The sequence below is a fragment of the Confluentibacter sediminis genome (assembly GCF_003258355.1).
GTDB classification, from domain to species: Bacteria; Bacteroidota; Bacteroidia; order Flavobacteriales; family Flavobacteriaceae; genus Confluentibacter; species Confluentibacter sediminis.
In genome coordinates this window covers 13,463-38,631 of record NZ_QKPO01000001.1, presented here as the reverse complement: position 1 = coordinate 38,631, position 25,169 = coordinate 13,463, and the positions used below count along the sequence as shown (strand labels likewise).

Below are 25,169 nucleotides of genomic sequence, written 5' to 3'. Positions count from 1 at the left end.
CTAGAGCGAAAAATTCATTATTCTTCTAATCTAATGTCTAAGCCTAAACCTTTAAGTTCGTGCATTAATACATTAAATGATTCTGGTAACCCAGGCTCTGGCATTGGCTCTCCTTTAACGATAGCTTCATAGGTTTTTGCTCTTCCAATAACGTCATCAGATTTTACAGTTAAAATCTCGCGTAATGTAGCAGAAGCTCCATAAGCTTCTAAAGCCCAAACCTCCATCTCACCAAAACGTTGACCACCAAATTGTGCTTTACCACCAAGAGGTTGCTGAGTAATTAACGAGTATGGTCCTATAGAACGTGCGTGCATTTTATCGTCAACCATATGTCCTAGCTTTAACATATAGATAACCCCAACAGTTGCTGGTTGATCGAAACGTTCACCTGTTCCACCATCATATAAATATGTATGACCATATCTAGGAATTCCAGCTTCATCAGTTAACTCATTAATTTGGTCAATGGTTGCTCCGTCAAAAATTGGGGTTGCATAAGTGCGTCCTAGTTTTTGTCCAGCCCATCCAAGAACCGTTTCGTAAATCTGACCAATGTTCATACGGGAAGGTACACCAAGTGGATTCAACACAATATCAACAGGTGTTCCATCTTCTAAGAAAGGCATATCTTCTGCTCTTACAATACGAGCCACAATACCTTTATTACCGTGACGACCTGCCATTTTATCACCTACTTTTAGTTTACGCTTTTTAGCTATATAAACTTTAGCCAATTTTATGATACCCGCTGGCAACTCATCCCCTACAGAAATAGTAAACTTCTCACGTCTTAAAGACCCTTGTAAGTCGTTTTCTTTAATCTTATAGTTGTGGATTAAGTCAGCCACCAATTTATTGGTATGATCATCAGTAGTCCATTTTCCAGACACTAAATGTGCATAATCATCAACAGCATTTAACATTTTTTGAGTGAATTTTTTACCTTTTGGCAACACTTCTTCACCTAAATCATTAAAGATTCCCTGAGATGTTTTTCCATTAACGATGTTGAATAATTTGTCGATTAAAATGGCTTTTAAGTCTTCAAATTTAGCATCATAAATAGCTTCTAGATGTGTAATATCATCTTTATCTTGTACTCTCTTACGTTTGTCTTTTACAGCACGAGAAAATAATTTCTTATCAATGACAACACCATTTAAAGATGGAGATGCTTTTAAAGACGCATCTTTAACATCACCTGCTTTATCACCAAAGATGGCACGTAATAATTTCTCTTCTGGAGTAGGATCACTTTCCCCTTTTGGAGTAATTTTACCAATAAGAATGTCGCCAGGTTTTACTTCTGCACCAATGCGGATCATTCCATTTTCATCTAAATCTTTAGTAGCTTCTTCAGAAACGTTTGGAATGTCATTAGTTAATTCTTCATTACCTAATTTAGTATCTCTAACTTCTAAAGAATATTCATCAACGTGAATAGATGTGAAAATATCCTCACGAACCACTTTTTCAGAAATCACAATCGCATCCTCAAAGTTATAACCTTTCCAAGGCATGAAGGCCACTTTCATGTTTCTTCCTAAAGCTAATTCTCCTTTTTGGGTTGCATAGCCTTCACAAAGAACTTGACCTTTAGTTACTTTATCTCCTTTAACCACAATTGGTTTTAAGTTGATACTTGTACCTTGATTGGTTTTTCTGAATTTTACTAACGGATATACTTTAACATCGCTATCAAAACTTACCGCAGCTTCATCTTCAGTACGATCGTATTTTATTTTTATTTCATTTGCATCCACATAAAGTACTTCTCCACTTCCTTCCGCATTAATTAATACGCGAGAATCTGAAGCTACCTGTCTTTCCAAACCAGTTCCAACAATAGGCGCTTGAGGTAATAATAATGGTACGGCTTGACGCATCATGTTAGATCCCATCAAGGCACGGTTCGCATCATCATGCTCTAAGAACGGAATTAAAGAAGCCGAAATAGATGAAATTTGGTTTGGTGCCACATCTGTAAAATGAAGACTAGAAGGATCAATTACTGGGAAATCACCTTCCATTCTTGCAATTACTTTATCATGTAAAATAGTCCCTTTTTCATCAACTTTTACAGTAGCTTGAGCTATTAATTTACCTTCTTCTTCTTCTGCACTTAAATAAATTGGCTCATTTTTAATATCAACGACACCTTCAGTTACAGGACGATAAGGCGTTTCAATGAATCCCATAGAATTCACTTTAGCAAATACCGAAAGTGAAGAAATCAAACCAATGTTTGGTCCCTCTGGGGTTTCAATTGGACATAAACGACCATAATGGGTATAGTGGACGTCACGAACCTCAAAACCTGCTCTCTCTCTTGATAAACCTCCTGGCCCTAGTGCTGATAAACGACGTTTATGTGTAATCTCAGCCAATGGATTGGTTTGATCCATGAATTGAGATAACTGATTGGTTCCAAAGAAAGAATTAATAACCGAAGACAAGGTCTTAGCATTAATCAAATCTATAGGCGTAAATACCTCGTTATCACGAACGTTCATACGCTCACGAATGGTACGAGCCATACGCGCTAAACCAACACCAAATTGTTGTGACAATTGCTCACCTACTGTACGTACACGACGGTTAGATAAATGGTCAATATCATCAATCTCAGCTTTAGAGTTGATAAGTTCAATTAAATATTTTATGATAGTAATGATATCTTCTTTGGTCAAAACTTGTTTGTCCATTCCAATATCAAGATTCAATTTTTTGTTCATTCTATAACGACCTACTTCACCTAAAGAGTAACGTTGGTCACTAAAGAATAATTTATCTATAATACCACGAGCAGTTTCCTCATCGGGCGGTTCTGCATTACGTAGCTGTCTGTATATATGTTCAACAGCCTCTTTTTCAGAGTTTGTTGGATCTTTTTGAAGTGTGTTATGGATAATAGCATAATCACCTTGTTGAGCACTTTCTTTATGTAAAAGAATTGTTTTTACATCAGCGTCAATAATTTCCTCAATATTATCTTTATCTAAAATGGTATCACGATCAAGCACAATTTCATTACGCTCAATAGAAACTACCTCACCAGTATCTTCATCCACAAAATCCTCATGCCATGTATTAAGAACACGCGCAGCAAGTTTTCTTCCTTGATATTTCTTTAACCCAGATTTAGAAACTTTAATTTCTTCAGCTAGATCAAAAATTTCAAGAATGTCTTTATCACGTTCAAACCCTATAGCTCTAAATAATGTAGTAACAGGAAGTTTTTTCTTTCTGTCAATATAAGCATACATTACTTGGTTGATATCTGTAGCAAACTCGATCCAAGAACCTTTAAATGGAATGACCCTTGCAGAGTAAAGCTTAGTTCCATTTGCATGGAAAGATTGGCCAAAAAACACACCTGGTGAACGGTGTAATTGAGATACTACTACACGTTCTGCACCATTGATAACAAATGTACCACTTGGCGTCATGTAAGGTATCGTTCCTAAATACACATCTTGAACAATGGTCTCGAAATCCTCATGTTCAGGGTCTGTACAATACAACTTTAACCTTGCCTTTAATGGAACGCTATAAGTAAGACCTCTTTCTATACACTCATCTATGGCATATCTTGGCGGGTCTACAAAGTAATCTAAAAATTCTAAAACGAATTGATTACGTGAATCGGTAATAGGGAAGTTTTCCATGAAGGTATTATATAAACCTTCATCACCTCTTTCTTCAGATTTAGTTTCTAATTGGAAAAAATCCTGGAAGGATTTTATCTGAATATCCAAGAAATCTGGGTATTCTGTTCTATTGACAATAGACGAGAAATTTAATCTTTCAGCTTGTGTTGATAACATCAATGGACGGAATTATGATTAAAAAATAATAATTGGCGTATCTTATGATTATATACGCAAAATGGTTTAGGTCTGGAAGCACTTACTTCAGACCTAAACCTTGGTATTGTTTAGTTGTTAAGCTTATTTAAGCTCAACCTCTGCTCCAGCTTCTTCTAAAGATGCTTTTAAGCCTTCAGCTTCATCTTTAGTAACACCCTCTTTAATTGGGCTTGGTGCATTATCTACTAATTCTTTAGCTTCTTTTAATCCTAAACCAGTTAATTCTTTAACTAATTTAACAACTGCTAATTTAGAAGCACCAGCTGCTTTAAGGATAACGTTAAATTCAGTTTGAGCTTCAGCAGCATCATCTCCACCACCTGCAGCAGGACCAGCAGCAACTGCAACAGCAGCAGCAGCAGGCTCGATGCCATACTCATCTTTTAATATAGTAGCTAACTCGTTTACTTCTTTTACTGTTAAGTTAACTAATTTTTCTGCGAAATCTTTTAAATCTGCCATTTTTCTATCGTTTTTAATAAATTTTTAATTTTAATATAATTGTAATATAGTGCGTACTATGTGATACTATCCTTCTTTTTCAGATAGTGTTTTTAGAATACCAGCTAGTTTTCCACCACTTGATTTAAGTGCAGAAACAACATTTTTAGCAGGAGATTGTAGTAATCCTATAATCTCACCTATCAACTCTTCTTTAGACTTGATATCTACTAACATATCTAATTGGTCATCTCCAATATAAACTGATTCCTCAATAAACGCTCCTTTTAATAAAGGTTTGTCTGATTTTTTACGGAAGGTTTTAATTAACTTAGCTGGGCCATTACCAGATTCAGAATACATTACAGAAGTATTACCTTTTAAAATTGTAGGTAAATCTCCGAATTCTCTATCTGAAGCTTCCATTGCTTTTGCAAGTAATGTGTTTTTAACTACAGCTAATTTTATGTTCGCTTTAAAACAAGCACGACGTAATTCTGAAGTCGTTCCTGCATTTAATCCTGAAATATCTGCTATATAAATATTAGCATTGTTAGCTAGCTCTGCAGTTAAATCTTGAATTACTTGTGATTTTTCTTCTCTTGTCATAATAAAAGTTTTTAACTAATTAACCAACTTTAGGATCAACAGCTACGCTAGGGCTCATAGTACTAGATATATGAATACTTTTCACATAAGTACCTTTAGCAGCGGTTGGCTTTAGTTTTAATAATGTTTGAATTAATTCAGTTGCATTTCCTGCAATTTTATCAGCTGAAAAAGATGCTTTACCAATAGCAGCGTGCACAATACCTGTTTTATCAACTTTAAAGTCAATTTTACCAGCTTTAACCTCTGCTACAGCTTTACCAATTTCCATGGTTACTGTGCCTGTTTTTGGATTTGGCATTAAACCACGAGGGCCTAATACACGTCCTAATGGACCTAATTTACCCATAACACTAGGCATTGTTACAATAACATCTACATCTGTCCAACCATTCTTGATTTTATCTAGATATTCGTCTAGTCCAACATAATCAGCACCAGCTTCTTTAGCTTCTGCTTCTTTATCTGGAGTTACTAATGCTAATACTTTCATATCTTTACCAGTACCATGAGGAAGAGATACAACACCTCTAACCATTTGGTTTGCTTTTCTTGGATCTACACCCAAACGAACAGCAATGTCTACTGATGCGTCAAACTTAGTACTAGTAATTTCTTTTACTAATACAGAAGCTTCATCAAGAGAGTAAACTCTCCCTTTTTCTATTTTTGCTAAAGCCTCTTTTTGCTTTTTTGTTAATCTTGCCATTTCTTAATGTCTTTTATAGATTAATAAGGAGCGTTTCCGGTCACGGTTATTCCCATAGACCTTGCTGTACCAGCAACCATTTTCATAGCTGAGACTAAAGTAAATGCATTTAAATCTACCATTTTATCTTCTGCTATTGCTTTGATTTGATCCCACGAAACTTTAGCTACTTTTTTTCGGTTTGGTTCTCCTGAACCCTTTTTTAATTTGGCCGCTTCTAATAATTGTACCGCTGCAGGAGGAGTTTTGATTACAAAATCAAATGATTTGTCTTTGTAAACAGAGATAGCAACTGGTAATACTTTACCAGGCTTATCTTGGGTTCTAGCATTAAACTGCTTACAGAACTCCATGATATTAACTCCAGCAGCTCCTAAAGCGGGTCCAACCGGTGGCGACGGATTCGCAGCACCTCCCCGAACTTGTAACTTAACTACTTTAAATAATTCTTTTGCCATTTTTAATAATTTAAGTTTGATATACTTCTAAAATTGGAAGCCTAGTAGTACATCATTTATATAGTGTAACAATTATTATACTTTTTCAACTTGCATATAACTTAATTCCAACGGTGTTTTTCTTCCGAAAATTTTCACCATAACCTCAAGTTTACGCTTCTCTTCATTTATATTTTCAATGGTACCATCAAATCCATTAAATGGACCGTCAATTACTTTAACTGTTTCACCTTTAGTGAATGGTATCATGACGTTTGCACTTTCATCAACAGACAATTCATCAACCTTACCTAACATTCTGTTAACTTCAGATAGTCTTAACGGCACAGGATCTCCTCCTTTAGTTTCTCCTAAAAAACCTATCACATTAGTAACAGATCTAATAATATGAGGTATTTCGCCAGTTAAGTTTGCTTGTATCATTATATATCCTGGGAAATAAACTTTTTCTTTATTTATCTTTTTCCCATTTCGAATCTGAATCACCTTTTCTGTTGGAACTAAAACTTGATCAACATAATCTTGAAGACCTAATCGAGCAATTTCATTCTCTATATACGTCTTAATCTTGTTTTCTTGACCACTTACAGCCCTAACAACATACCATTTTTTTTCACCTACTTCAGACATAAAATTTGTTTTATCCATTAATCCATTGAAAATATAATGCTATGACTTTACTAAAAATTGTATCTACACCCCAAATAGCAAGTGAAAATATAATTGAAAATACAGCAACTAAAACTGTTAAACTTTGAGCCTCAGCCCATGATGGCCAGGTTACATTGTTTTTTAGTTCTCCAAATGATTCTTTTATATAATTTACAAATCCAGCCATTCTATAATTTATTTTTTTATATGGATTAAAATTTTCCTTTTCTAATATTTTAAAATCAAATCAGGCACATTTTAACACACTTTAAATCTAATTTAAAAAGTTACTTTAAACAGTAATCTTATATTTTAGCACGGGTTGGGAGACTCGAACTCACGACACCTGGTTTTGGAGACCAGTGCTCTACCAACTGAGCTAAACCCGTAAACATAAGTCAAGGTATTCCGAAAACGGAATACCTTAGCTTATCTATTTATTGAACTTTATTAGTCTAAAATTTCAGTAACTTGACCAGCTCCTACTGTTCTACCACCTTCGCGGATTGCAAAACGTAAACCTACGTTCATCGCAATTTTTTGGATAAGCTCTACAGTAATAGTAAGGTTGTCTCCTGGCATAACCATCTCAACACCTGAAGGCAATGAAATGTTTCCTGTCACGTCAGTTGTACGTACGTAAAACTGAGGACGGTAGTTGTTATGGAACGGAGTATGACGTCCACCTTCTTCTTTTTTAAGGATATAAACCTCAGCTTTAAATTTAGCGTGTGGAGTTACAGAACCTGGTTTTACAATAACCATACCTCTAGAGATTTGAGTTTTCTCAATACCTCTTAATAAGATACCTGCATTATCTCCAGCTTCACCTCTATCTAATATCTGACGGAACATTTCGATACCTGTGATAGTAGACGTTAATTTCTCAGCTCCCATACCAATAATCTCAACTGGATCTCCAGTTTTAGCGATACCTGTTTCAATACGACCTGTAGCAACAGTACCACGACCAGTAATAGAGAAAACGTCTTCGATAGGCATTAAGAAAGGTTTGTCGATTTCACGAGTTGGCTCTTCAATCCATGAATCACAAGCTTCCATTAATTTCATTACGGTATCAACCCATTTAGCTTCACCATTAAGGGCACCTAAAGCAGAACCAGCAATAACAGGACCATTATCCCCATCATATTCGTAGAAAGATAATAAATCTCTAATTTCCATTTCAACCAACTCTAATAACTCTTCATCATCAACCATATCCACTTTATTCATGAATACAACCATACGAGGAATTCCTACTTGACGACCTAATAAGATGTGCTCACGAGTTTGTGGCATAGGACCATCTGTAGCGGCAACCACTAAAATGGCACCATCCATTTGTGCAGCACCAGTAACCATGTTCTTTACGTAATCCGCGTGACCTGGACAGTCAACGTGAGCGTAATGACGATTTGCTGTTGCATATTCTACGTGTGATGTATTAATTGTAATACCTCTTTCTTTTTCTTCTGGTGCGTTATCAATCTGATCGAATGATTTCGCTTCTGATAAACCTGCATCAGCTAATACTTTAGTAATAGCAGCAGTTAAAGTTGTTTTACCGTGATCTACGTGTCCAATGGTACCAATGTTTAAGTGTGGTTTTGAACGATCGAAAGTTGCCTTTGCCATGTTTTTAAATAATTTAAATCTTAGTTATATAATAATATTAGTGTATTCTATTTTTAATCAAATTAGAGCCAATGACGAGAATTGAACTCGTGACCTCTTCCTTACCAAGGAAACGCTCTACCCCTGAGCTACACCGGCGTTTCATTTACGATTTGCCGATTTCAGATTTACGATTGACAAATCGTAGGTCGTAACTCGTAAATTTTAGAGCGGGAGACCGGGTTCGAACCGGCGACATTCAGCTTGGAAGGCTGACGCTCTACCAACTGAGCTACTCCCGCAATTATAATATGAAATCTCCATTAAAAAGAAATTTCAATCCATTTTTTTTAAGAACGTATTAAATATTGATTGTTCTAACCTAAACAATTAGAACAATCAATATTTAAGATTCCTACTCTAACTGCCACTAAGCAGGTTTGTAGGAATTTTTTGTGGGGAGAGCAGGATTCGAACCTGCGAAGACGTAGTCAGCAGATTTACAGTCTGCCCTCGTTGGCCGCTTGAGTATCTCCCCAATGCATTTAATTCACTAACAAAAGAACTTCTGAGCCGATGGAGGGGCTCGAACCCACGACCTGCTGATTACAAATCAGCTGCTCTAGCCAACTGAGCTACATCGGCTTTTTTCTAACTTTTTAGCACAAAAAAAGCCCGCTATTTCTAACGGACTGCAAATGTATAGATTTATTTATTTATTCAAAACATTTTTTGATAAATTTTGTCACAAATTTGATCTTAATTTTTCTTTTCTCTTTTTTAGTTGTCTTTCAAGCGAAGCAGTTGCCATATCTGCGCCTTCTTCAAATGATTTACATTGTTTCTTTACAACGAAGCTATCTCCAGGCACACTGACGCGTGCTTCAAAAATTTTATTCTCTTTATCACTGGTGTTCTCCAACTTTAAATAAACATCGGATTGTATGACCTTATCATAAAACAAATCTAATTTATCCATTCGTTTTTGGATAAAATTAATCAACTTTTTGTCAGCGTTGAAATTAACGGATTGCGTGTTTACTTTCATACTTAGGTGTTTTGGTTATACAATATTTCATTTTTTACTTCTAGGGTGTGCGTTAATATGCACTTTCTTCAACTCAGCTATGCTATTATGAGTATACACTTGTGTAGCAGCTAAACTTGAATGTCCCAAAAGTTCTTTAACAGCATTTAAATCCGCACCTTGGTTAAGCAAATGTGTTGCAAAAGAATGACGCAAAATATGCGGACTCTTTTTTACTTTTGAAGATGCTTTACTAAAATAATCATTTATTATTCTGTAAACAAGTGTTTCATATATTTTAACGCCACTTTTTGTTAAAAATAAGTTATCAGTATCGACAACGGTTTTCAACTCTTGTCTTGATTTCAAATAACAATGCAATGATTGAATGACTGAATTTAATAACGGCACCAATCGTTCTTTATTTCTTTTTCCCAATACTTTTAACGTGTTGTTTTGAAAATCAATACTATTTAGCTTTAATTCAACCAATTCGATTCTTCGTATGCCCGTTGAATAAAATAATTCAATCATTAATTTATCACGAACACCTTCAAAACTATCTTCATAATATAAATCATCTATTGCTGTATTGATTTCCGCTTCTGAAAAAGGTACTTGAATTTTTTTACTGGTTTTTAATGCCTTGTGCTTTATCAGAGGGTTTAATTTAATATCCCCAACTTTTTGAAGAAATTTAAAGTACGTGTTTAAAGCCGATACTTTTCTATTGATACTTCTATTGGAAACATTTTTTTCTACCAACGAAACAATCCAACTTCTTATTTGCGAATAGTTAACATTGTGAATTGACGCTTCATCAAACTCACTTTTCAGAAACTCTATAAAACTTTGTAAATCGGTTTGATATGCTTTTACGGTCAAGGCAGAATACTTTTTCTCAAGTAATAAATAATCTGTAAATTTTTTTAAAGACATATTTTATAAAGTTACAAAGTTAAAAGTACAAAGATTTAAGAGTCCATATACTTAAATTTAAGACAAAAAAAAATTCCCGCAAGTTGCGGGAATTCATTTTATATGATTTAGAAGCTAATTAAATATTATCTTCTGCATCTCTTAAACCTTGAATGTATTGTGCTTTTTGTATTTGCGCTCTACGTTCTACTGAAGGCTTTGTAAACTGCTTTCTGTTTTGTAACTGACGTTTAATGCCCGTTTTGTCAAACTTACGCTTAAAACGCTTTAGCGCTCTATCGATGTTTTCTCCTTCTTTAATCGGTATTATTAACATAGTGTCTTAACCTCCTCTCTTTTAGAATTTCAGAGTGCAAATATAAAAACTAATTGATTATCTGCAATAAATAATCAATAATTTATAAAATTGGCTTATAATCTTTTTTGTCAATTATAATTTTGGCTAGTATCTCTCTAAGAATTTCTGAGGTGCCACCTCCAATGGGCCCTAAGCGACTATCCCGAAACAATCTAGCCAACGGATAATCTTCCATATAGCCATAGCCGCCTAAAAATTGAAGACATTGGTAAATAACCTCATCGGCCATTTTGGTGCACTTTAATTTAGACATGGTGGCTTCTTTAACTACATATTCGCCTTTATTCAGTCTATGAGTGACTGAATAATTGAACTGTTTACACATTTCCATATCTGTATACAAATCGGCAATCGTATGTCTTAATGCTTGAAATTTATCTATAGACTTCCCAAAGGCTTCTCTTTGGGACATATAATTTAATGTATATTCAAGGGCAAATTCTGCACGAGCATGGGCGTTTACACCCATGACCAAACGCTCTAAAGCGAAATGTTGAAGTATGTATCCAAAACCTTTATTTTCTTCACCTAATAAATTACTTGCAGGAATCTTTACATTATCAAAGGCAATCTCACCTGTATCGGAGGCTCGCCAGCCTAACTTATCTAATTTGGTTGCCGATATGCCGGGAACGTCTCTATCCACTACAAAAATACTGATACCCTTGCTTCCCAATTCTGGATTTGTTTTAGCCGTTACAATTAAATAATCGCTATAAACCCCGTTAGTAATAAAGGTTTTAGAGCCATTAATAATATAAAAATCGCCTTCTCTAACCGCTGTTGTTCTTAAACCAGCGACATCACTACCACCGAATGGCTCTGTAATGCATAAACACCCTACTTTCTCACCCGTAATACTAGGTACTAAATAGTGTTGTTTTATATCCTCACTGCCTTCTGCGTTTAGGTGGGTCATTGACAAATACACATGCGCCCAAATAGCTGCGGCAAAACCTCCTGAATTTATTTTTTGAAGTTCCTCTAAAAGAATAATAGTATAGAAAAGATCTAAATTTAATCCGCCATAAGCCTCAGGATAGTTAATCCCTAAAAAGCCCATATCCCCAAATTTCTTCCAGATATTTTTATCAATAACACCAGATTGTTCCCATTTTTCTATATGTGGAACTACTTCTTTTTTTAAAAAATCTTGAAGGCTTTTTCTAAAAAGATGATGTTCTTCAGTGAAGTACATACTATTCATGTCTCTTAATTATTTTCTTTCCTGTAAAATGGAACATCCAAAATCAATTTATTGTTATTTACAATTTTATTAAAGATATTTCAATTACAATTTTTTAATCGAGGGACAAATATAATTTAATTATATCTAATTTATTTATTGGAAAGTCCTTAACTTTTATTAATTCATCCATCGACTTAAATCCGTTCCTTAACTTTCTTTGTTCTATAATATCATGAGCCAAATCATAATCTACATAAGGAATGGTAACAAGTTGATCAACAGTTGCCAGATTTAAATTTATTTTATTAATAGACCTTGAGGATTTTACTGTGAACTCTTTTTTAATGTTTTCAATAATGTCTGGTCCTAAACCATATACATCTTGAAGTTGACCATCGGAAATAAAACCACCTTTGAATTTACTTCGGTATTTTATAATACGTTGTGATAACGCTTCTCCTACACCATATACTTTTTGAAGTTGTAGCGCAGTTGCTGTATTCAAATCTTGCTTTTGGGCAAAGGTTTTAGGAATATTGTTGTAATTTGAAACTGGTTTTGAAACAGAATTTTCCAACCAATCAGGAAACTTAAAATAAGGTGAGATTTCATTTAAAAGGGAATCTGAAATTTTAGTAACGTCTTGAAATTGTTTAGCCGAATTAATCCATTTATTTTGTTTTCTAAAAGCAAATAATCTATCTATTTCTTCATTACTCATGCCTAAAGAAGCCCCTTTATAATCGGTAATATAATTGGGATTGAAAGGATTAATTATTGGCTTTGTGGCTTCAAGCTTTACTAATTTTAGTGAATCGATTTCGTTATTATATTTTGCTAATAACTCTTGATTTACAATGATTTTTTTTGGTAAAAACTCAGCTAAAAGATAAACACATTGAAGAACTATGATTAGTATTATCAATAAAAAAATCCCATTTCGCTGACTTTTAGAAAACGTAAAATGGGATTTCATATACTTTTTTTTTAAAATTACATATGCTTAGTGATATCATGAGCCCCATCTTGGATAGCTTCTTTCTTAATAGAAATGGCATTAAGATAACGCTTCATTTCTTGTTTTACTTTTGGGAATAAGAATAATAAACCTACCATATTTGGGAATACTAACGCCAGTATCATAGCATCAGAAAATTTAATCACAGCATCTAGAGTTGCAGCTGCACCTATAACCACAAAAAACAAGAAAAGTATTTTATAAACTAAGTCGGCCGTTTTACCTTTTCCAAACAAATATTTCCATGCTTGTAATCCGTAATAAGACCAAGAAATCATGGTCGAAAAAGCAAATAATACAATTGCTACAGTTAATACATAAGAAAAATGAGGAATTACAGAGTCAAATGCCAAAGACGTTAAATCTACACCACTTATTGGTAATGATGTTGATTTTAAAATCACACTACTTCCATGTTGTGCGGTGTAATCAAATATGGATTGCGGATCAGTTCCATTGATATTAAAGAAAATAATAACCAATGCGGTCATAGTACAGATAACTACTGTATCTATAAAGGGTTCTAAAAGTGCGACAACCCCTTCTGATGCTGGATATTTTGTACGTACAGCTGAATGCGCTATGGCTGCTGATCCTGCTCCTGCTTCGTTAGAAAAAGCGGCTCTTTGAAACCCAACGATTAATACACCAACAAGACCACCAAGGCCAGCCATTGGTGAAAAGGCACCATCTATAATTAACGAGAATGCTAATCCGATGTCACTAATATTAGCAAAGATAATGACCAATGAAGCCAAAATATAAAGTCCTGCCATAAAAGGTACAATTTTTTCGGTAATTTTAGCAATACGCTTAATCCCCCCTATAATAACGATACCTACTAAAATAGCTAATACAATTCCTATGACAACACCATTGGAGCCTCCTTCTAAATTTAATAATGTACTTATTTGAACAGCCGCTTGATTGGATTGAAATGCATTACCTCCACCAAACGAAGCACCCACACAAAGCACAGCAAATAGAATACCTAACACTTTACCAAGGTTACCAAAACCTATTTCCTTCATCCCTTTAGATAAATAATACATAGGCCCTCCATAAACAGTTCCATCCTTCCCTATATCTCTATATTTAACTCCAAGAGTACATTCTACAAATTTGGTTGACATTCCTAATAATCCACAAATAATCATCCAAAACGTAGCTCCAGGCCCACCTAGTCCTATAGCTACAGCAACCCCTGCAATATTCCCAAGACCTACAGTACCGGAAACAGCCGTAGCTAATGCCTGGAAATGAGACACTTCACCATGCGCGCTTTCATCCCTTATTGTATTAGGAATGTCTTCCAGTGCTAACGCTTCATCATTATTATACAGTTTATCTACACCATGTTTTTCTATATCAATATATTTACCTCTGACAGTACTTATTGCTGTCCAAAATTTGGTTATACTCGGAAACTTAAAATAAATTGTAAAAAACGAAGCTCCTAAGACTAAAAGAAGCACTACAAATGGGATTTGATATTCTCCAATTGGAACTTTGGTTAAAATTAAACCTTCCCACCAATTCGCAAAAGGCATAAAAGCATCATTGACTTTTTCATCAAGTCCTTTTTTGGTTGTTTCCTGTGCGATTGTTAAAAATGGTAATAATAAAGTTGAAAATGAAAGAATGTACTTTCTCATATATTGGTTGTTAGGTTATTTAATTTGAATAATATTTACTAAAAGCAGGCAAGATGCTAAAAAAAAATGGCTTTTTAGAACATCTGTTGTTAAAAATATAAAAATGCTAATTTATATTATATTCTGAATTCAGATTTTCTATCTGTTCTGGTCTTCCTAATACAATTATTTTTGAATGGGGGGCCAATTCAATTTCTGCCTCTGGATTTACTATGTATTCCCCATTGGCATTTTTATATCCTATTACGGTACACCCTGTTTTTTTTCTGAGATCTAAATCTTTAATGGTTTTAATGTCTTTCGTATCATATAATTTTTCAACAGCTATTTCTTCAATATTGATATTTGATTTTCCAACTATTGATAAATTATCTATAAATTCCATTAACCCTGGAACGACAACAAGCGATGCCATATGATCTCCTCCTATTTTGTCTGGCAAAATCACATTATTAGCCCCCGCAAATTTCAACTTATCATAAGATGATTCATGGGATGCTCGACTTATAATATTAATGGTTTTATTTATTTGCCTTGTAGATAACACTACAAATAAATTATCGGCATCGTTAGGTAATGCTGAAATAAAACTAGACGCACGATGTACTCCTGCCTGTACAAGAATATCATCCTCATTGGCATTACCTATGACATAAGGCACATTATCAAACTGAAGTCGCTCTTCTATATCTTTATTTTTCTCAATAATAACAAATGGCTTTTTATAGGCCAAAAGTTTTCTAGCCGCCTGTTTACCATTTCTACCATACCCACAAATGATAATATGGTTTTTAAAACTATCAATTTGTTTTTGCATCTTTTTATGTTTTAATTCTTCAATATTATTTTTACTCAAAATATATTCTGTTATTACAGATAGTGCATAACCTACAATAACCACACTAGCTATTATTAAAAATATCGTAAAAATTCTAGCAGTTTCATTAAGAGGCGATACTTCTCCAAACCCAACGGTCGTCATAGTAATAACCGTCATGTAAAGGGCATCTATAAATGTATAACCAGAGAAATACATATAACCAGCAACCCCAGTAAACACAATACCTAACAATAAGAGAATTGCCGTATATATTTTGGTTCTAAAAAAATTTATAATGGGATTCATCATATAATTTACAAATCAAAAACAGATGATCTTTTTGTATAAAGTAAATCTTTTATACGCATCCAAAAAGCCAAAAACAAGTATAATGCAAAGCCAAAACCTAAGGTTACAAATGTTAAATACATAAAGGTGGTTCTAACGACTTTAGCTCTAATTCCTATCCTATCTGCAATACGTTGGCAAACATAATAGCCACGCTTTTGAAAATATAGTAGTGCTTTATAAAATATATTCATTTGCTATGTCTTCTTATTTAAAAATCTAATTCGCCGTTTACTATTTTAGCAAAATAAATCTTTATTTGAGTGATTTTATGCTGCAAGTTAATCAATTAGTATGTAAAATTGAACTACCTATAACACATTGCAAACACTTATTTTTATTGCAATACTCATTTTTTAGCTGAATGAGTCCTTGGGATTGTAAAGCAGATTTTGAAACCAATTTTAATGAATTGAATTTTTCTATAATACTGTTTTTTTCCGAAGCTATAGCCTCTATGAGTTTTATTATAGAATCGTCAATATTATATCCTTGAAATTTCGCATAGCTAAATTTTAACGGTATAATAGTATTGATTAATAGCAGATCAATAAATGACTTCGTTAGTGTTTTCTTGGACATTTTTGAATACTTACCGAATGTATAATGCGTTTCCCAAAAAGTTGAAGTTGCCACAGCAAACAAATCATAAAAATCATCCAATGTATTTATTTCTATAATTTTTGAAAATAAATTCTGGTTTTTATAATATAACGTTGCCAATTGCGACAATCGAATGGTGGGAAAATTAGGCGGACGCAATCTGAAAAACTGAATAGGCATTACATTTGTGTTTGATAAAGTAAATTTTTTCTGTAAAAACTCATATTCTCTCAACAACTCTAAAAAATAAGGTTCTTGAACATCTTCTTCCAACAATCCTGCTTGACCAAAAATCAAAGCTTCTAAATTGGTTTTGTTGGTTTGCGTTTTTCTAACAATTGAAAAATCAATGCTATTTGCTAAACTTAAAAACGCCTCTCCATTTACTTTTAATCCAAAATTTTTAGCAAGCATTTTAAACAAAACAGCTTCCCAATCATTTTTTGAAACCATCAGCAATGCATTAATATCTTCCGTTTTTCGCTCTAAACGTTCAAAATACAAACGTTCCAGCCAATTAGTAATCTCAAAATCACTAACACTGGAAAAATCATGTTCGCAATTAATCCATTTATTAGATTTTGAAAACAGCTTGTCGTAATTATACAATGCCATTTTAGAAACATAATGTTTTAACTCTAAAGTAGGAATCTTGGAATTATCTTTTCTGAACACATCCGTGTCATGTTCCCAAACCACATGCAAAATCACATTATCATAAGCTTTATCCAATTCATGATTGTGCAAAAACCAATCGGAAGATTTCACATGAATCTCAACATTACCGGCCCAAAGTTGAGTATCGATTTCTAATCGAGCATTAAAAAAATCGGGGCCAGAATTTAAATTATGTTGTCCAACTGAATGGACATTCACAATTTCATTCTCTGTAGTTTTAATATCAGAAAGATCAAGCTTTTTATGCTTCCATATATAATGTAAAAAATCTTCTTTCATACTTCTAAAGTAGGAAAAGTTTTAAAAATACAGATGATTTATCCTTAAATTTATCACATAAAAAATCACTTTATTTAAAAAGTTCTTTAACTTTATAAGAAACTTAATATTTCCATGGAAGAACTCACTCTTACAACACCAGCTGTTTTATTTTCAGCCATTTCATTAATCATGTTAGCCTATACCAACCGATTTTTGGCTTATACAGCCGTAGTTAGAAGTTTGCATGACAAATATCTTGAAAAAAAAGATGCTCAAATAATTAAGCAAATAGAAAATATAAAGAAGCGCTTGTACCTAACACGCTCCATGCAAATTTATGGCATTAGCAGTTTGCTATTATGTGTATTGACCATGTTTCTAATTTACATACAACAATACACAATAGCGGTTTGGATATTTGGTGCCGCTTTAGTGTTATTAATCATTTCTCTAGCTTTATTGATCAAAGAAATACAAATTTCAGTAAAAGCTTTGGAACATCATATAAGTGATATTGAGAATAATCCCAATAATTAAAAATGAAAAAAACAACAACCAACATTCATTTAGTATTATGTCTTTTATTTTTGGGCATTAATAATTTACAATCTCAAAATATATCTCGTAGTGATGAAGACGCTATCTATAAAAATTTTAAAACCGAACATGTTTGGGATGCTAAAGTTACCATTGCCAGTCCTATTAGTTTAGGTGATAGTAAATATGGCGGCAGAAATATCATCCCCATAACTGGAGGGACTTTTAAAGGCCCTAAGATAAGTGGTGAGGTTTTACCTTACGGGGCAGACTGGCAATTGGCAAGACCAGATGGTGATATTGAATTCAACGCCCGTTATTTATTAAAAACCACTGATGGATTTACCATACAAGTTATAAATAAAGCATTGATGCATAGTGAAACAATCGACAAAAAAACAGACACCTATATAAAATCCGTCATAGACTTAGAAGCACCAAAAGGCAGTCCTTATGCTTACTTAAACCATGCTATATTTTTAGGCACTCTTACTATACCAACTTTAAAGACTGATGAAACGCCTTATGTCATTATTGGGGTTTATAAAGTTTTATAAAGCCTCGTTATTGACTTGTCTTATAAGCCAAATAAACAAACCTTTAAATTATGGCGTAGAATTAGAAACCTGCAATAATTTTCCATTATAATATTTTTGCCCGTTCAAGGAAAAATCAAGAATATATTGTGCCATATCTAAAGCTGAAGTCGATGCTTTATATCCTGGAAAAGCTTCTTCAAGCATTTCAGTTTGCACAGCACCTAATGCCAATACATTGAATGAAATACCTGAATCTTTGTATTCTTCCGCTAATAATTCAGTTAAATTAATAACAGCTGCTTTGCTAGAACTATATGCCGCCAAGCCTGGAAACTTCATACTGCCTTGTACACCTCCCATAGAACTAATAGTAACTACATGACTTCCTTTTCTCATAAATGGCATAACAATTCTGGTTAACTCAGCCACTCCAAAAACATTGGTTTTGTAAACGGTTTCAAAATCTGCGGTAGTCAGTTGCGAAAATGGTTTGTTGATTAACATCCCGGCATTATTAATCAATACATCCACTTGTTTCCAATTGGAATTAATAAAATCTTCTATTTTTTTATAATCATTTACCTCACTTAAATCAAAAGAAATTGCTGTAACATATTCAAGTTTCAAAATTTCTATAGGGTTTTCATTTCTTGAAAGCGCCAACACTTGATGCCCTGCTTTAGCAAATAATTTTACCAACTCAAAACCAATACCTCTGCTAGTACCTGTTATAATTATATTACTCATTATTTAATTTTATTTCCTTAGTTGGTGTATTACAAATGGTTTTAATAGCTGGTATCATTTTGTTAACGAAATCTGCCATATGATTAAAATCCAACTTATCTACTTCATCATCAACATGGTGATAATAATCGTAATTGGATAAATCACTACATGAAATAGTTTGACAAGGCACTTTAAATGCTTCATAAAAAAAATAATTATCTGATCGTTTAAACAACTCTCTCTCTTTTGAAATCTTTGACATCCCAGTTAGTTTATAACCACTATATTCATTTATTTTATCAGACATGTTTGATAATTCATAACCTGTAATGAACGCGGTATAGTCTCTATCTTTAAATGGAACTCCAATCATTTCAAAATTAAGCATGGTGTATAAATTTATATTTTTTTCTTTAAGCGTTTTTGCTAAATGGTTAGAACCAACCAATCCTTCTTCTTCTCCAGAAAACAAGACAACCATAATGCTCCGTTTATTACTTTTTTTTGCAGCAAAATACTGAGCCATTAACAAAACGGCACTAGTTCCTGAAGCATTATCGTTTGCTCCATTAGCAATATCATCATCGCCCACTTTCTTTGCCATTCCAATATGGTCATAATGCGCACCAATAATAACTACTTCATTTTTAAGTTCAGGATCATTACCCTCAATATATCCAACTATATTATAACCATCTACTACCCCCCATTTAAAATGATTTCTATATGTTTCAAAATAAGGTTTAATATTGTTTTTTTTAAATACCGCTTCTATATAACCAGCGGCTTTTTCTATACCTACACTTCCTGTTTCCCTACCTTCCAATTCATCAGATGCCAAATAGGATGTCACAACTTTTAATTGTTCAGCAGAAACATAATCTTTTTTAAATACTTTAAAGATTACAAACCCTATTAAAAGTAAAAACGGAATAATTAAAAGAATTTTCTTCATATAATTTAATTTCTTTTAAATAAAGATAAAAAAAACCTGCTTCAAACATATGAAACAGGTTTATATTATAAAATACTGAATACCAATGTTCAGCTACATTATTAAACTAACATAGTCACAGGGTTTTCAATATATCCTTTTAATGTTTGAAGGAATTGAGCCCCTGTAGCGCCATCGACGGTTCTGTGGTCGCAGGCTAAAGATAGTTTCATCGTATTACCAACTACAATTTGCCCGTTCTTAACGACCGGTTTTTCAACAATATTTCCAACAGAAAGAATAGCTGAATTTGGCTGATTAATTATAGATGTAAAGGTATCTATCCCAAACATACCTAAATTAGACACTGTAAACGTACTGCCTTCCATTTCTTGAGGAGTCAATTTTTTATTTCTAGCTTTACCTGCAAGATCTTTAACAGCAGCTCCAATTTGTGGTAATGTTTGTTCGTTGGCAAATTTCACTACGGGAACAACCAAACCATCTGGAACCGCTACGGCTACTCCAATATGGACATGATTGTTTAATCTCATTTTATCAGGAAACCATTGTGAATTTACTTGTGGATGTTGTTTTAACGCCAAGGCACATGCCTTAATTACAATATCGTTATAAGAAATTTTAACATCTGGAATAGAATTAAACTGAGTACGGAATGCTATAGCATTTTCCATATCAAATTCTACGCTTAAATAGTAATGTGGTGCTGAAAACTTAGAATTAGTTAATGCTTTAGCAATAGCTTTACGCATTTGAGAATTTGTAACGTCTTCAAAATCTTCTTGGCCAGCTGGTATGAATTTACCAACTGTCGCAGCTGCAGAGGGGGTATAATTTTCTATGTCGCTTTTAACAATACGTCCGTTTTCGCCAGACCCTTGTACTTGTTGTAAATTGATTCCTTTTTCTTCTGCTATTTTTTTGGCTAATGGAGATACAAATAACCTTCCACTATTAGAAGCAACAGTAGTCGATGTCTTTGCTACCTTAGGAGCTTCTTGTTTTGGTGCTTCTTTAGGCGTTTCTTCCTTAGGAGCTTCTTGTTTTTTGGGAGCTTCTTCTTTTTTAACTGAAGATCCCTCTGTTTTAAAATTAGATGCAACCCCAGACACATCTGTTCCTGCAGGTCCTATAATGGCCAACAATGAATCTACTTTTGCCGATTCACCTTCTTGTAAGCCTATATATAATAAGGTACCAGATTGAAATGATTCAAACTCCATGGTCGCCTTATCCGTCTCTATTTCTGCTAAAATATCGCCTTCACTTACTTTATCACCAACTTTTTTCAACCAAGTTGCAACCGTACCTTCTTCCATGGTATCACTTAAACGAGGCATAGTCACGACAACAACCCCATCAGGCACATCTGCACTTGCAGGCGTTTTCTCTTCAGGCTCCGCTTTGGGTTTATCATCAACTTTGGGTTCAGCAGACTCTTTTTCTGCTTTTTTACTGTTGTCAGAAGCTGGTTCACTACCACTTCCGTTTAATAATCCTGAAATATCTTCGCCCTCATCACCAATAATTGCCAAAAGTTCATCTACTTTAGTGGTTTCACCTTCTTGAACCCCTATATAGAGCAATGTTCCTTCGTTAAAAGACTCAAACTCCATAGTGGCTTTATCAGTTTCTATTTCTGCTAAAATATCGCCTTCACTTATTTTGTCACCAACTTTTTTTAACCATGTTGCAACAGTTCCTTCTTCCATGGTGTCGCTTAAACGCGGCATATTTACTACTATTGCCATATCTTATAATTTATGTTGAATAAATGGATAATCTTCTTGCTCGTAAACCACATCGTATAGTTGCTGTGTCTCTGGAAATGGAGATTCTTCTGCAAATTTCTCACATTCTGCAACCAAATCTTTAACACGCTTATCAATGGCTTTAATGTCATCTTCAGTGGCGTATTTCTTTTCAAGAATAATATCTAATACTTGCGTAATAGGATCGATTTTCTTGTATTCTTCTACCTCCTCTTTAGTTCTGTAATGCTGGGCATCACTCATGGAATGACCTCTGTATCTGTAAGTTTTAAGCTCTAAGAATGTTGGACCATCACCACGACGTGCTCGTTGAATTGCTTCATCGAAAGCTTCGGCTACTTTAATCGGGTTCATACCGTCAACTGGCCCGCAAGGCATTTCATAACCTAAACCTAATTTCCAAATATCTGTATGATTTGCAGTACGTTCTACAGATGTTCCCATAGCGTAACCATTATTTTCACAAACAAACACTACAGGCAACTTCCAAAGCATAGCTAAGTTGAATGATTCATGTAAAGACCCTTGGCGTGCTGCTCCGTCTCCAAAACAACAGAGTGTTACAGCATCACTACCGTGATATTTATCTCCAAAAGCAATACCTGCTCCTAAAGGAATTTGACCCCCAACGATACCATGACCCCCATAAAAACGGAATTCTTTAGAAAAAATATGCATCGATCCTCCCATCCCATGAGAAGTACCCGTTGCTTTTCCATAAAGTTCAGCCATAACACGTCTTGGATCTACCCCCATACCTATTGGTTGAACGTGATTTCTATAGGCAGTAATCATTTTATCTTTTGTCAGGTCCATAGCATGTAAAGCACCTGCCAATACAGCTTCTTGACCGTTATATAAGTGAAGAAACCCTCTTACTTTTTGTTGAATGTATACGGCAGCAAGTTTGTCTTCAAACTTTCTCCAGAATAGCATATCTTCATACCATTTAAGGTAAACCTCTTTTGTGATTTTTTGCATCGACTAATATAATATTAGATTTTACTTAAGCGAGATACAAAAGTAATACATTGCTAGGGATTGCAAAAACGTAAATTCATTAAAGTAGAAAAAATATTGAAATTAAAGGTCATTTAGAAGAATTCTAATTATTTGAGATTTTTATAAATAATTAAGACAACAATCACAACACTGCCTTATCAAAAACTAATGGCAACAAGTTTTGTAAAGAATTAGATTTCATAATAGGCCCAATTTCTCCCATAAAATAAATTTCTATGGGTGATTCCTGTTTGACTTCATACTCCGCTATGGCTTGCCTACAAGCTCCACATGGCGAAATTGGACTTTTTGTTTTTTGATTACTCGAGGCTCCCGTAATGGCCATTTTTAATATTTTAGAATCTGGGTACTGAGATCCCGCATAATATATGGCCGTCCGTTCTGCACACAAGCCAGATGGATACGATACATTCTCTTGATTGTTTCCTGTTATTATTTCACCATTGTCTAATAATAATGCAGTCCCTACCCTAAATTTAGAATATGGAGCATAGGCTTTGTTTCTAGTCTCAACGGCTTTATTCATTAATAAGAAAATCTCTTTTGGAAGTTCACTTAAATCATCATAAACCTGAAATATAGATTCTATTTTTAGTTCTTTCATGTGGTATGTCATTGTTTATTAGGTCGCACATTACATTCATTTAATCATTTTATCTGAAACACAATTTACATCATGGATGCTTTTAATAAAACTATTTTCAATAAAGTTACGATAGTATTCTAAACAAAAAAAAACTATTGTGGTTTACAATAGTTTTCTAACATTATTATGCCTTATTCTTTTTTATTAATATTCTCTGTACTCTCCTGCTCCAATATTAAATGTTAAAGAGAAACGCAGCGTACTTTCTAAAGGACTTTGCACCTTAGAAGCAGAGAATAGGTATGACAAATCGATGTTAACCACATTATATTTAAAACCAGCACCTAATGCCAAAAATTTCCTAGCTCCTTTTTCTTCACTTTCATTAAAATAACCTGCTCTAAAAGCAAACGAATCTTGATAAGTGTATTCAGCTCCTAATGACCACGTAAACTCTTTTAATTCTTCACTAAAACCACCTGGCGCATCACCAAATGATTGAAAAATACCAGATAAAAAATTCACATTAGGATCTTGTCCTTTATAAATAACCCCTTCTTGAACCAGAGTTGTTTCTTCTCCATCATCGTAAACACCATTATCATTGGCGTCAACATAATTATATTCATTACCATAAATTGGAGGTGTAGGAACCAACAGTTTAGCAACCTCTGCCGTAACAGCCAATTTATTATAATCATCAAAAATAAAATCAAAACCAGTTCCGATGCGTAGTGTCGTAGGTTGAAAATTTTCTTGACCTGCTTCTGCGTATTTAAATTTGGGACCTAAATTTTGAAGAGCAAATCCCCCTCTCCATCGTCCATTAAAATCACCGTACACTTCTTCTTCACTTTGATAATATCCTGAAATATCTACACCAAAGGTATTAGCCGAAGTAGGATCTGTATCAACCCCACTAAGTTGCAAATCAGAACGCAAATAACGCATAGCAACCGACATAGCAAACTGATCAGATAATTTTAAAGCATAAGATAAATCTATCGTCAATTCATTTGGCCGTTCTATTAGAGGCATAAGGTTTCCAGAATCGGCTTGAGCTTGAGTTATAAACTCGATATCTCCCAAAGAAAAATATCTAAAACTAGCAGCAAATGCACTACGTTCATCCAATCGATTGAAATAAGTAACATTTCCTAAAAAAATATCGTTAACCAATTTACTTAAATACGGCGTATAACTTACAGCTATCCCCGATTTGTTCTCAGAAAATGCATATTTTGAAGAATTCCATTGTTGTGAAAAAGCATCAACCGAAGTGGCCACCCCCATATCACCCATAGAAGCTGCGCGTGCATCTGCTGCTATTAAAACAAAGGGCATCCCTGTTGTTATGACTCTAGAATCATTAGCATTAGGAATGATAGTAGTTTGTGCACTTATATTAAAAACAGTTCCAAACGCAATAAGTAGATATATTTTACTCTTCATGTATCAGTTTTATTTAACAAATATAATTTTTTATTATTGTATTACAAGTTTCTCAATTTTTCCACTCATGTATAGATTTGTACTCAACCGTTAGTTTATAAATATAAACGCCTTTTTCTATTATATTACCAAAATCATCTCTTACATACCATATAATATTTCTAGACACGAACTAGACACAATATCTACTCCAATTATTTGACCATTTATAGAGTTCCAATCAGCTTCTCTGAGATAGATAATATTTTGTATAGAAACGTATAAAGGGCCGCACTATTGTGATTAAACCAAAATTTGGCATAATTTACAATCGGATTTTGATC

Annotated in this window: 25 protein-coding genes and 5 tRNA genes; 2 read left to right on the top strand and 28 right to left on the bottom strand. The window is 33.9% G+C overall.

Features of this window, described 5'->3' with window-relative positions:
- Positions 1 to 17 precede the first annotated feature (17 nt).
- The 22 genes from rpoB to DKT72_RS00110 form a co-directional block, all read right to left on the bottom strand.
- Positions 18 to 3,830 (bottom strand): DNA-directed RNA polymerase subunit beta, encoded by a 3,813-nt coding sequence (gene rpoB, locus DKT72_RS00215; RefSeq protein ID WP_111306705.1) that lies wholly within the window; start codon positions 3,828 to 3,830, stop codon positions 18 to 20.
- 123 nt (positions 3,831 to 3,953) lie between these two features.
- Positions 3,954 to 4,334 (bottom strand): 50S ribosomal protein L7/L12, encoded by a 381-nt coding sequence (gene rplL / locus DKT72_RS00210; RefSeq protein ID WP_111306704.1) that lies wholly within the window; start codon positions 4,332 to 4,334, stop codon positions 3,954 to 3,956.
- A 66-nt stretch (positions 4,335 to 4,400) separates the two neighbouring features.
- Entirely contained in the window at positions 4,401 to 4,922 is a 522-nt protein-coding gene (rplJ, locus tag DKT72_RS00205) for a 50S ribosomal protein L10 (RefSeq protein ID WP_111306703.1), read from the bottom strand.
- Positions 4,923 to 4,941: 19 nt separating this feature from the next.
- Positions 4,942 to 5,631 (bottom strand): 50S ribosomal protein L1, encoded by a 690-nt coding sequence (rplA, locus tag DKT72_RS00200; protein ID WP_111306702.1) that lies wholly within the window; start codon positions 5,629 to 5,631, stop codon positions 4,942 to 4,944.
- Between the two features lie 20 nt (positions 5,632 to 5,651).
- On the bottom strand, positions 5,652 to 6,089 hold the full coding sequence (gene rplK / locus DKT72_RS00195) for a 50S ribosomal protein L11 (RefSeq protein WP_111306701.1): 438 nt from the start codon (positions 6,087 to 6,089) through the stop codon (positions 5,652 to 5,654).
- Positions 6,090 to 6,164: 75 nt separating this feature from the next.
- Complete coding sequence (nusG, locus tag DKT72_RS00190) at positions 6,165 to 6,719, bottom strand: transcription termination/antitermination protein NusG (protein WP_111307031.1); 555 nt, start codon at positions 6,717 to 6,719, stop codon at positions 6,165 to 6,167.
- A 10-nt stretch (positions 6,720 to 6,729) separates the two neighbouring features.
- The gene (gene secE, locus DKT72_RS00185) at positions 6,730 to 6,927 is read right to left on the bottom strand and encodes a preprotein translocase subunit SecE (protein WP_111306700.1); all 198 of its coding nucleotides are present in this window, start codon (positions 6,925 to 6,927) and stop codon (positions 6,730 to 6,732) included.
- Between the two features lie 129 nt (positions 6,928 to 7,056).
- Positions 7,057 to 7,129: transfer RNA gene (locus tag DKT72_RS00180), tRNA-Trp, on the bottom strand.
- A 61-nt stretch (positions 7,130 to 7,190) separates the two neighbouring features.
- Positions 7,191 to 8,378, bottom strand: coding sequence for an elongation factor Tu (gene tuf, locus DKT72_RS00175; protein WP_111306699.1), 1,188 nt, complete (start codon positions 8,376 to 8,378; stop codon positions 7,191 to 7,193).
- Positions 8,379 to 8,444: 66 nt separating this feature from the next.
- Positions 8,445 to 8,516, bottom strand: a tRNA-Thr gene (locus DKT72_RS00170).
- Between the two features lie 70 nt (positions 8,517 to 8,586).
- Positions 8,587 to 8,659, bottom strand: a tRNA-Gly gene (locus DKT72_RS00165).
- 154 nt (positions 8,660 to 8,813) lie between these two features.
- Positions 8,814 to 8,895 (bottom strand) — tRNA-Tyr (locus tag DKT72_RS00160).
- 33 nt (positions 8,896 to 8,928) lie between these two features.
- Positions 8,929 to 9,002, bottom strand: a tRNA-Thr gene (locus DKT72_RS00155).
- A 100-nt stretch (positions 9,003 to 9,102) separates the two neighbouring features.
- The gene (gene hpf / locus DKT72_RS00150) at positions 9,103 to 9,405 is read right to left on the bottom strand and encodes a ribosome hibernation-promoting factor, HPF/YfiA family (RefSeq protein ID WP_111306698.1); all 303 of its coding nucleotides are present in this window, start codon (positions 9,403 to 9,405) and stop codon (positions 9,103 to 9,105) included.
- 27 nt (positions 9,406 to 9,432) lie between these two features.
- On the bottom strand, positions 9,433 to 10,323 hold the full coding sequence (locus DKT72_RS00145; RefSeq protein WP_111306697.1) for a tyrosine-type recombinase/integrase: 891 nt from the start codon (positions 10,321 to 10,323) through the stop codon (positions 9,433 to 9,435).
- 118 nt (positions 10,324 to 10,441) lie between these two features.
- On the bottom strand, positions 10,442 to 10,639 hold the full coding sequence (rpsU, locus tag DKT72_RS00140; RefSeq protein WP_111306696.1) for a 30S ribosomal protein S21: 198 nt from the start codon (positions 10,637 to 10,639) through the stop codon (positions 10,442 to 10,444).
- An 82-nt stretch (positions 10,640 to 10,721) separates the two neighbouring features.
- Positions 10,722 to 11,888: an acyl-CoA dehydrogenase family protein gene (locus DKT72_RS00135; protein WP_111306695.1), complete on the bottom strand. Its 1,167-nt coding sequence runs from the start codon at positions 11,886 to 11,888 to the stop codon at positions 10,722 to 10,724.
- 94 nt (positions 11,889 to 11,982) lie between these two features.
- On the bottom strand, positions 11,983 to 12,846 hold the full coding sequence (locus DKT72_RS00130) for a ComEA family DNA-binding protein (protein WP_111306694.1): 864 nt from the start codon (positions 12,844 to 12,846) through the stop codon (positions 11,983 to 11,985).
- Positions 12,847 to 12,863: 17 nt separating this feature from the next.
- Positions 12,864 to 14,543 (bottom strand): alanine/glycine:cation symporter family protein, encoded by a 1,680-nt coding sequence (locus DKT72_RS00125; protein WP_111306693.1) that lies wholly within the window; start codon positions 14,541 to 14,543, stop codon positions 12,864 to 12,866.
- Positions 14,544 to 14,649: 106 nt separating this feature from the next.
- Positions 14,650 to 15,672: a potassium channel family protein gene (locus tag DKT72_RS00120; protein WP_111306692.1), complete on the bottom strand. Its 1,023-nt coding sequence runs from the start codon at positions 15,670 to 15,672 to the stop codon at positions 14,650 to 14,652.
- A 5-nt stretch (positions 15,673 to 15,677) separates the two neighbouring features.
- A complete protein-coding gene (locus tag DKT72_RS00115) occupies positions 15,678 to 15,905 on the bottom strand; it encodes a PspC domain-containing protein (protein ID WP_111306691.1) in 228 nt (75 codons plus the stop codon).
- Between the two features lie 91 nt (positions 15,906 to 15,996).
- Positions 15,997 to 17,271 (bottom strand): DUF2851 family protein, encoded by a 1,275-nt coding sequence (locus DKT72_RS00110; protein ID WP_111306690.1) that lies wholly within the window; start codon positions 17,269 to 17,271, stop codon positions 15,997 to 15,999.
- Between the two features lie 114 nt (positions 17,272 to 17,385).
- On the opposite strand from DKT72_RS00110, the gene DKT72_RS00105 reads away from it, so the two are divergent.
- Together DKT72_RS00105 and DKT72_RS00100 are read left to right on the top strand one after the other, a co-directional pair.
- Positions 17,386 to 17,790: a DUF2721 domain-containing protein gene (locus DKT72_RS00105; protein ID WP_111306689.1), complete on the top strand. Its 405-nt coding sequence runs from the start codon at positions 17,386 to 17,388 to the stop codon at positions 17,788 to 17,790.
- 2 nt (positions 17,791 to 17,792) lie between these two features.
- Complete coding sequence (locus tag DKT72_RS00100; protein WP_111306688.1) at positions 17,793 to 18,347, top strand: DUF3237 domain-containing protein; 555 nt, start codon at positions 17,793 to 17,795, stop codon at positions 18,345 to 18,347.
- A 48-nt stretch (positions 18,348 to 18,395) separates the two neighbouring features.
- Here DKT72_RS00100 and DKT72_RS00095 read toward each other — a convergent pair whose 3' ends face one another.
- The 6 genes from DKT72_RS00095 to porV form a co-directional block, all read right to left on the bottom strand.
- A complete protein-coding gene (locus tag DKT72_RS00095; protein WP_111306687.1) occupies positions 18,396 to 19,076 on the bottom strand; it encodes an SDR family NAD(P)-dependent oxidoreductase in 681 nt (226 codons plus the stop codon).
- On the bottom strand, positions 19,069 to 20,013 hold the full coding sequence (locus DKT72_RS00090) for a M28 family metallopeptidase (RefSeq protein WP_111306686.1): 945 nt from the start codon (positions 20,011 to 20,013) through the stop codon (positions 19,069 to 19,071). Before DKT72_RS00090 ends, DKT72_RS00095 begins: the two co-directional genes overlap by 8 nt.
- A gap of 101 nt (positions 20,014 to 20,114) precedes the next feature.
- A complete protein-coding gene (locus DKT72_RS00085; protein ID WP_111306685.1) occupies positions 20,115 to 21,764 on the bottom strand; it encodes a pyruvate dehydrogenase complex dihydrolipoamide acetyltransferase in 1,650 nt (549 codons plus the stop codon).
- Between the two features lie 3 nt (positions 21,765 to 21,767).
- Positions 21,768 to 22,766, bottom strand: coding sequence for a pyruvate dehydrogenase (acetyl-transferring) E1 component subunit alpha (pdhA, locus tag DKT72_RS00080; protein ID WP_111306684.1), 999 nt, complete (start codon positions 22,764 to 22,766; stop codon positions 21,768 to 21,770).
- A gap of 163 nt (positions 22,767 to 22,929) precedes the next feature.
- Positions 22,930 to 23,412, bottom strand: coding sequence for a cytidine deaminase (cdd, locus tag DKT72_RS00075; RefSeq protein WP_111307030.1), 483 nt, complete (start codon positions 23,410 to 23,412; stop codon positions 22,930 to 22,932).
- Positions 23,413 to 23,598: 186 nt separating this feature from the next.
- Positions 23,599 to 24,846 (bottom strand): type IX secretion system outer membrane channel protein PorV, encoded by a 1,248-nt coding sequence (porV, locus tag DKT72_RS00070; protein ID WP_111306683.1) that lies wholly within the window; start codon positions 24,844 to 24,846, stop codon positions 23,599 to 23,601.
- Positions 24,847 to 25,169: the final 323 nt, after the last annotated feature.

Bases quoted from the DNA above. Each gene is read 5' to 3' on its own strand.
- rpoB (WP_111306705.1), bottom strand. From the start codon at position 3,830: ATGTTATCAACACAAGCTGAAAGATTAAATTTCTCGTCTATTGTCAAT.
- rplL (WP_111306704.1), bottom strand. From the start codon at position 4,334: ATGGCAGATTTAAAAGATTTCGCAGAAAAATTAGTTAACTTAACAGTA.
- rplJ (WP_111306703.1), bottom strand. From the start codon at position 4,922: ATGACAAGAGAAGAAAAATCACAAGTAATTCAAGATTTAACTGCAGAG.
- rplA (WP_111306702.1), bottom strand. From the start codon at position 5,631: ATGGCAAGATTAACAAAAAAGCAAAAAGAGGCTTTAGCAAAAATAGAA.
- rplK (WP_111306701.1), bottom strand. From the start codon at position 6,089: ATGGCAAAAGAATTATTTAAAGTAGTTAAGTTACAAGTTCGGGGAGGT.
- nusG (WP_111307031.1), bottom strand. From the start codon at position 6,719: ATGTCTGAAGTAGGTGAAAAAAAATGGTATGTTGTTAGGGCTGTAAGT.
- secE (WP_111306700.1), bottom strand. From the start codon at position 6,927: ATGGCTGGATTTGTAAATTATATAAAAGAATCATTTGGAGAACTAAAA.
- tuf (WP_111306699.1), bottom strand. From the start codon at position 8,378: ATGGCAAAGGCAACTTTCGATCGTTCAAAACCACACTTAAACATTGGT.
- hpf (WP_111306698.1), bottom strand. From the start codon at position 9,405: ATGAAAGTAAACACGCAATCCGTTAATTTCAACGCTGACAAAAAGTTG.
- DKT72_RS00145 (WP_111306697.1), bottom strand. From the start codon at position 10,323: ATGTCTTTAAAAAAATTTACAGATTATTTATTACTTGAGAAAAAGTAT.
- rpsU (WP_111306696.1), bottom strand. From the start codon at position 10,639: ATGTTAATAATACCGATTAAAGAAGGAGAAAACATCGATAGAGCGCTA.
- DKT72_RS00135 (WP_111306695.1), bottom strand. From the start codon at position 11,888: ATGAATAGTATGTACTTCACTGAAGAACATCATCTTTTTAGAAAAAGC.
- DKT72_RS00130 (WP_111306694.1), bottom strand. From the start codon at position 12,846: ATGAAATCCCATTTTACGTTTTCTAAAAGTCAGCGAAATGGGATTTTT.
- DKT72_RS00125 (WP_111306693.1), bottom strand. From the start codon at position 14,543: ATGAGAAAGTACATTCTTTCATTTTCAACTTTATTATTACCATTTTTA.
- DKT72_RS00120 (WP_111306692.1), bottom strand. From the start codon at position 15,672: ATGATGAATCCCATTATAAATTTTTTTAGAACCAAAATATATACGGCA.
- DKT72_RS00115 (WP_111306691.1), bottom strand. From the start codon at position 15,905: ATGAATATATTTTATAAAGCACTACTATATTTTCAAAAGCGTGGCTAT.
- DKT72_RS00110 (WP_111306690.1), bottom strand. From the start codon at position 17,271: ATGAAAGAAGATTTTTTACATTATATATGGAAGCATAAAAAGCTTGAT.
- DKT72_RS00105 (WP_111306689.1), top strand. From the start codon at position 17,386: ATGGAAGAACTCACTCTTACAACACCAGCTGTTTTATTTTCAGCCATT.
- DKT72_RS00100 (WP_111306688.1), top strand. From the start codon at position 17,793: ATGAAAAAAACAACAACCAACATTCATTTAGTATTATGTCTTTTATTT.
- DKT72_RS00095 (WP_111306687.1), bottom strand. From the start codon at position 19,076: ATGAGTAATATAATTATAACAGGTACTAGCAGAGGTATTGGTTTTGAG.
- DKT72_RS00090 (WP_111306686.1), bottom strand. From the start codon at position 20,013: ATGAAGAAAATTCTTTTAATTATTCCGTTTTTACTTTTAATAGGGTTT.
- DKT72_RS00085 (WP_111306685.1), bottom strand. From the start codon at position 21,764: ATGGCAATAGTAGTAAATATGCCGCGTTTAAGCGACACCATGGAAGAA.
- pdhA (WP_111306684.1), bottom strand. From the start codon at position 22,766: ATGCAAAAAATCACAAAAGAGGTTTACCTTAAATGGTATGAAGATATG.
- cdd (WP_111307030.1), bottom strand. From the start codon at position 23,412: ATGAAAGAACTAAAAATAGAATCTATATTTCAGGTTTATGATGATTTA.
- porV (WP_111306683.1), bottom strand. From the start codon at position 24,846: ATGAAGAGTAAAATATATCTACTTATTGCGTTTGGAACTGTTTTTAAT.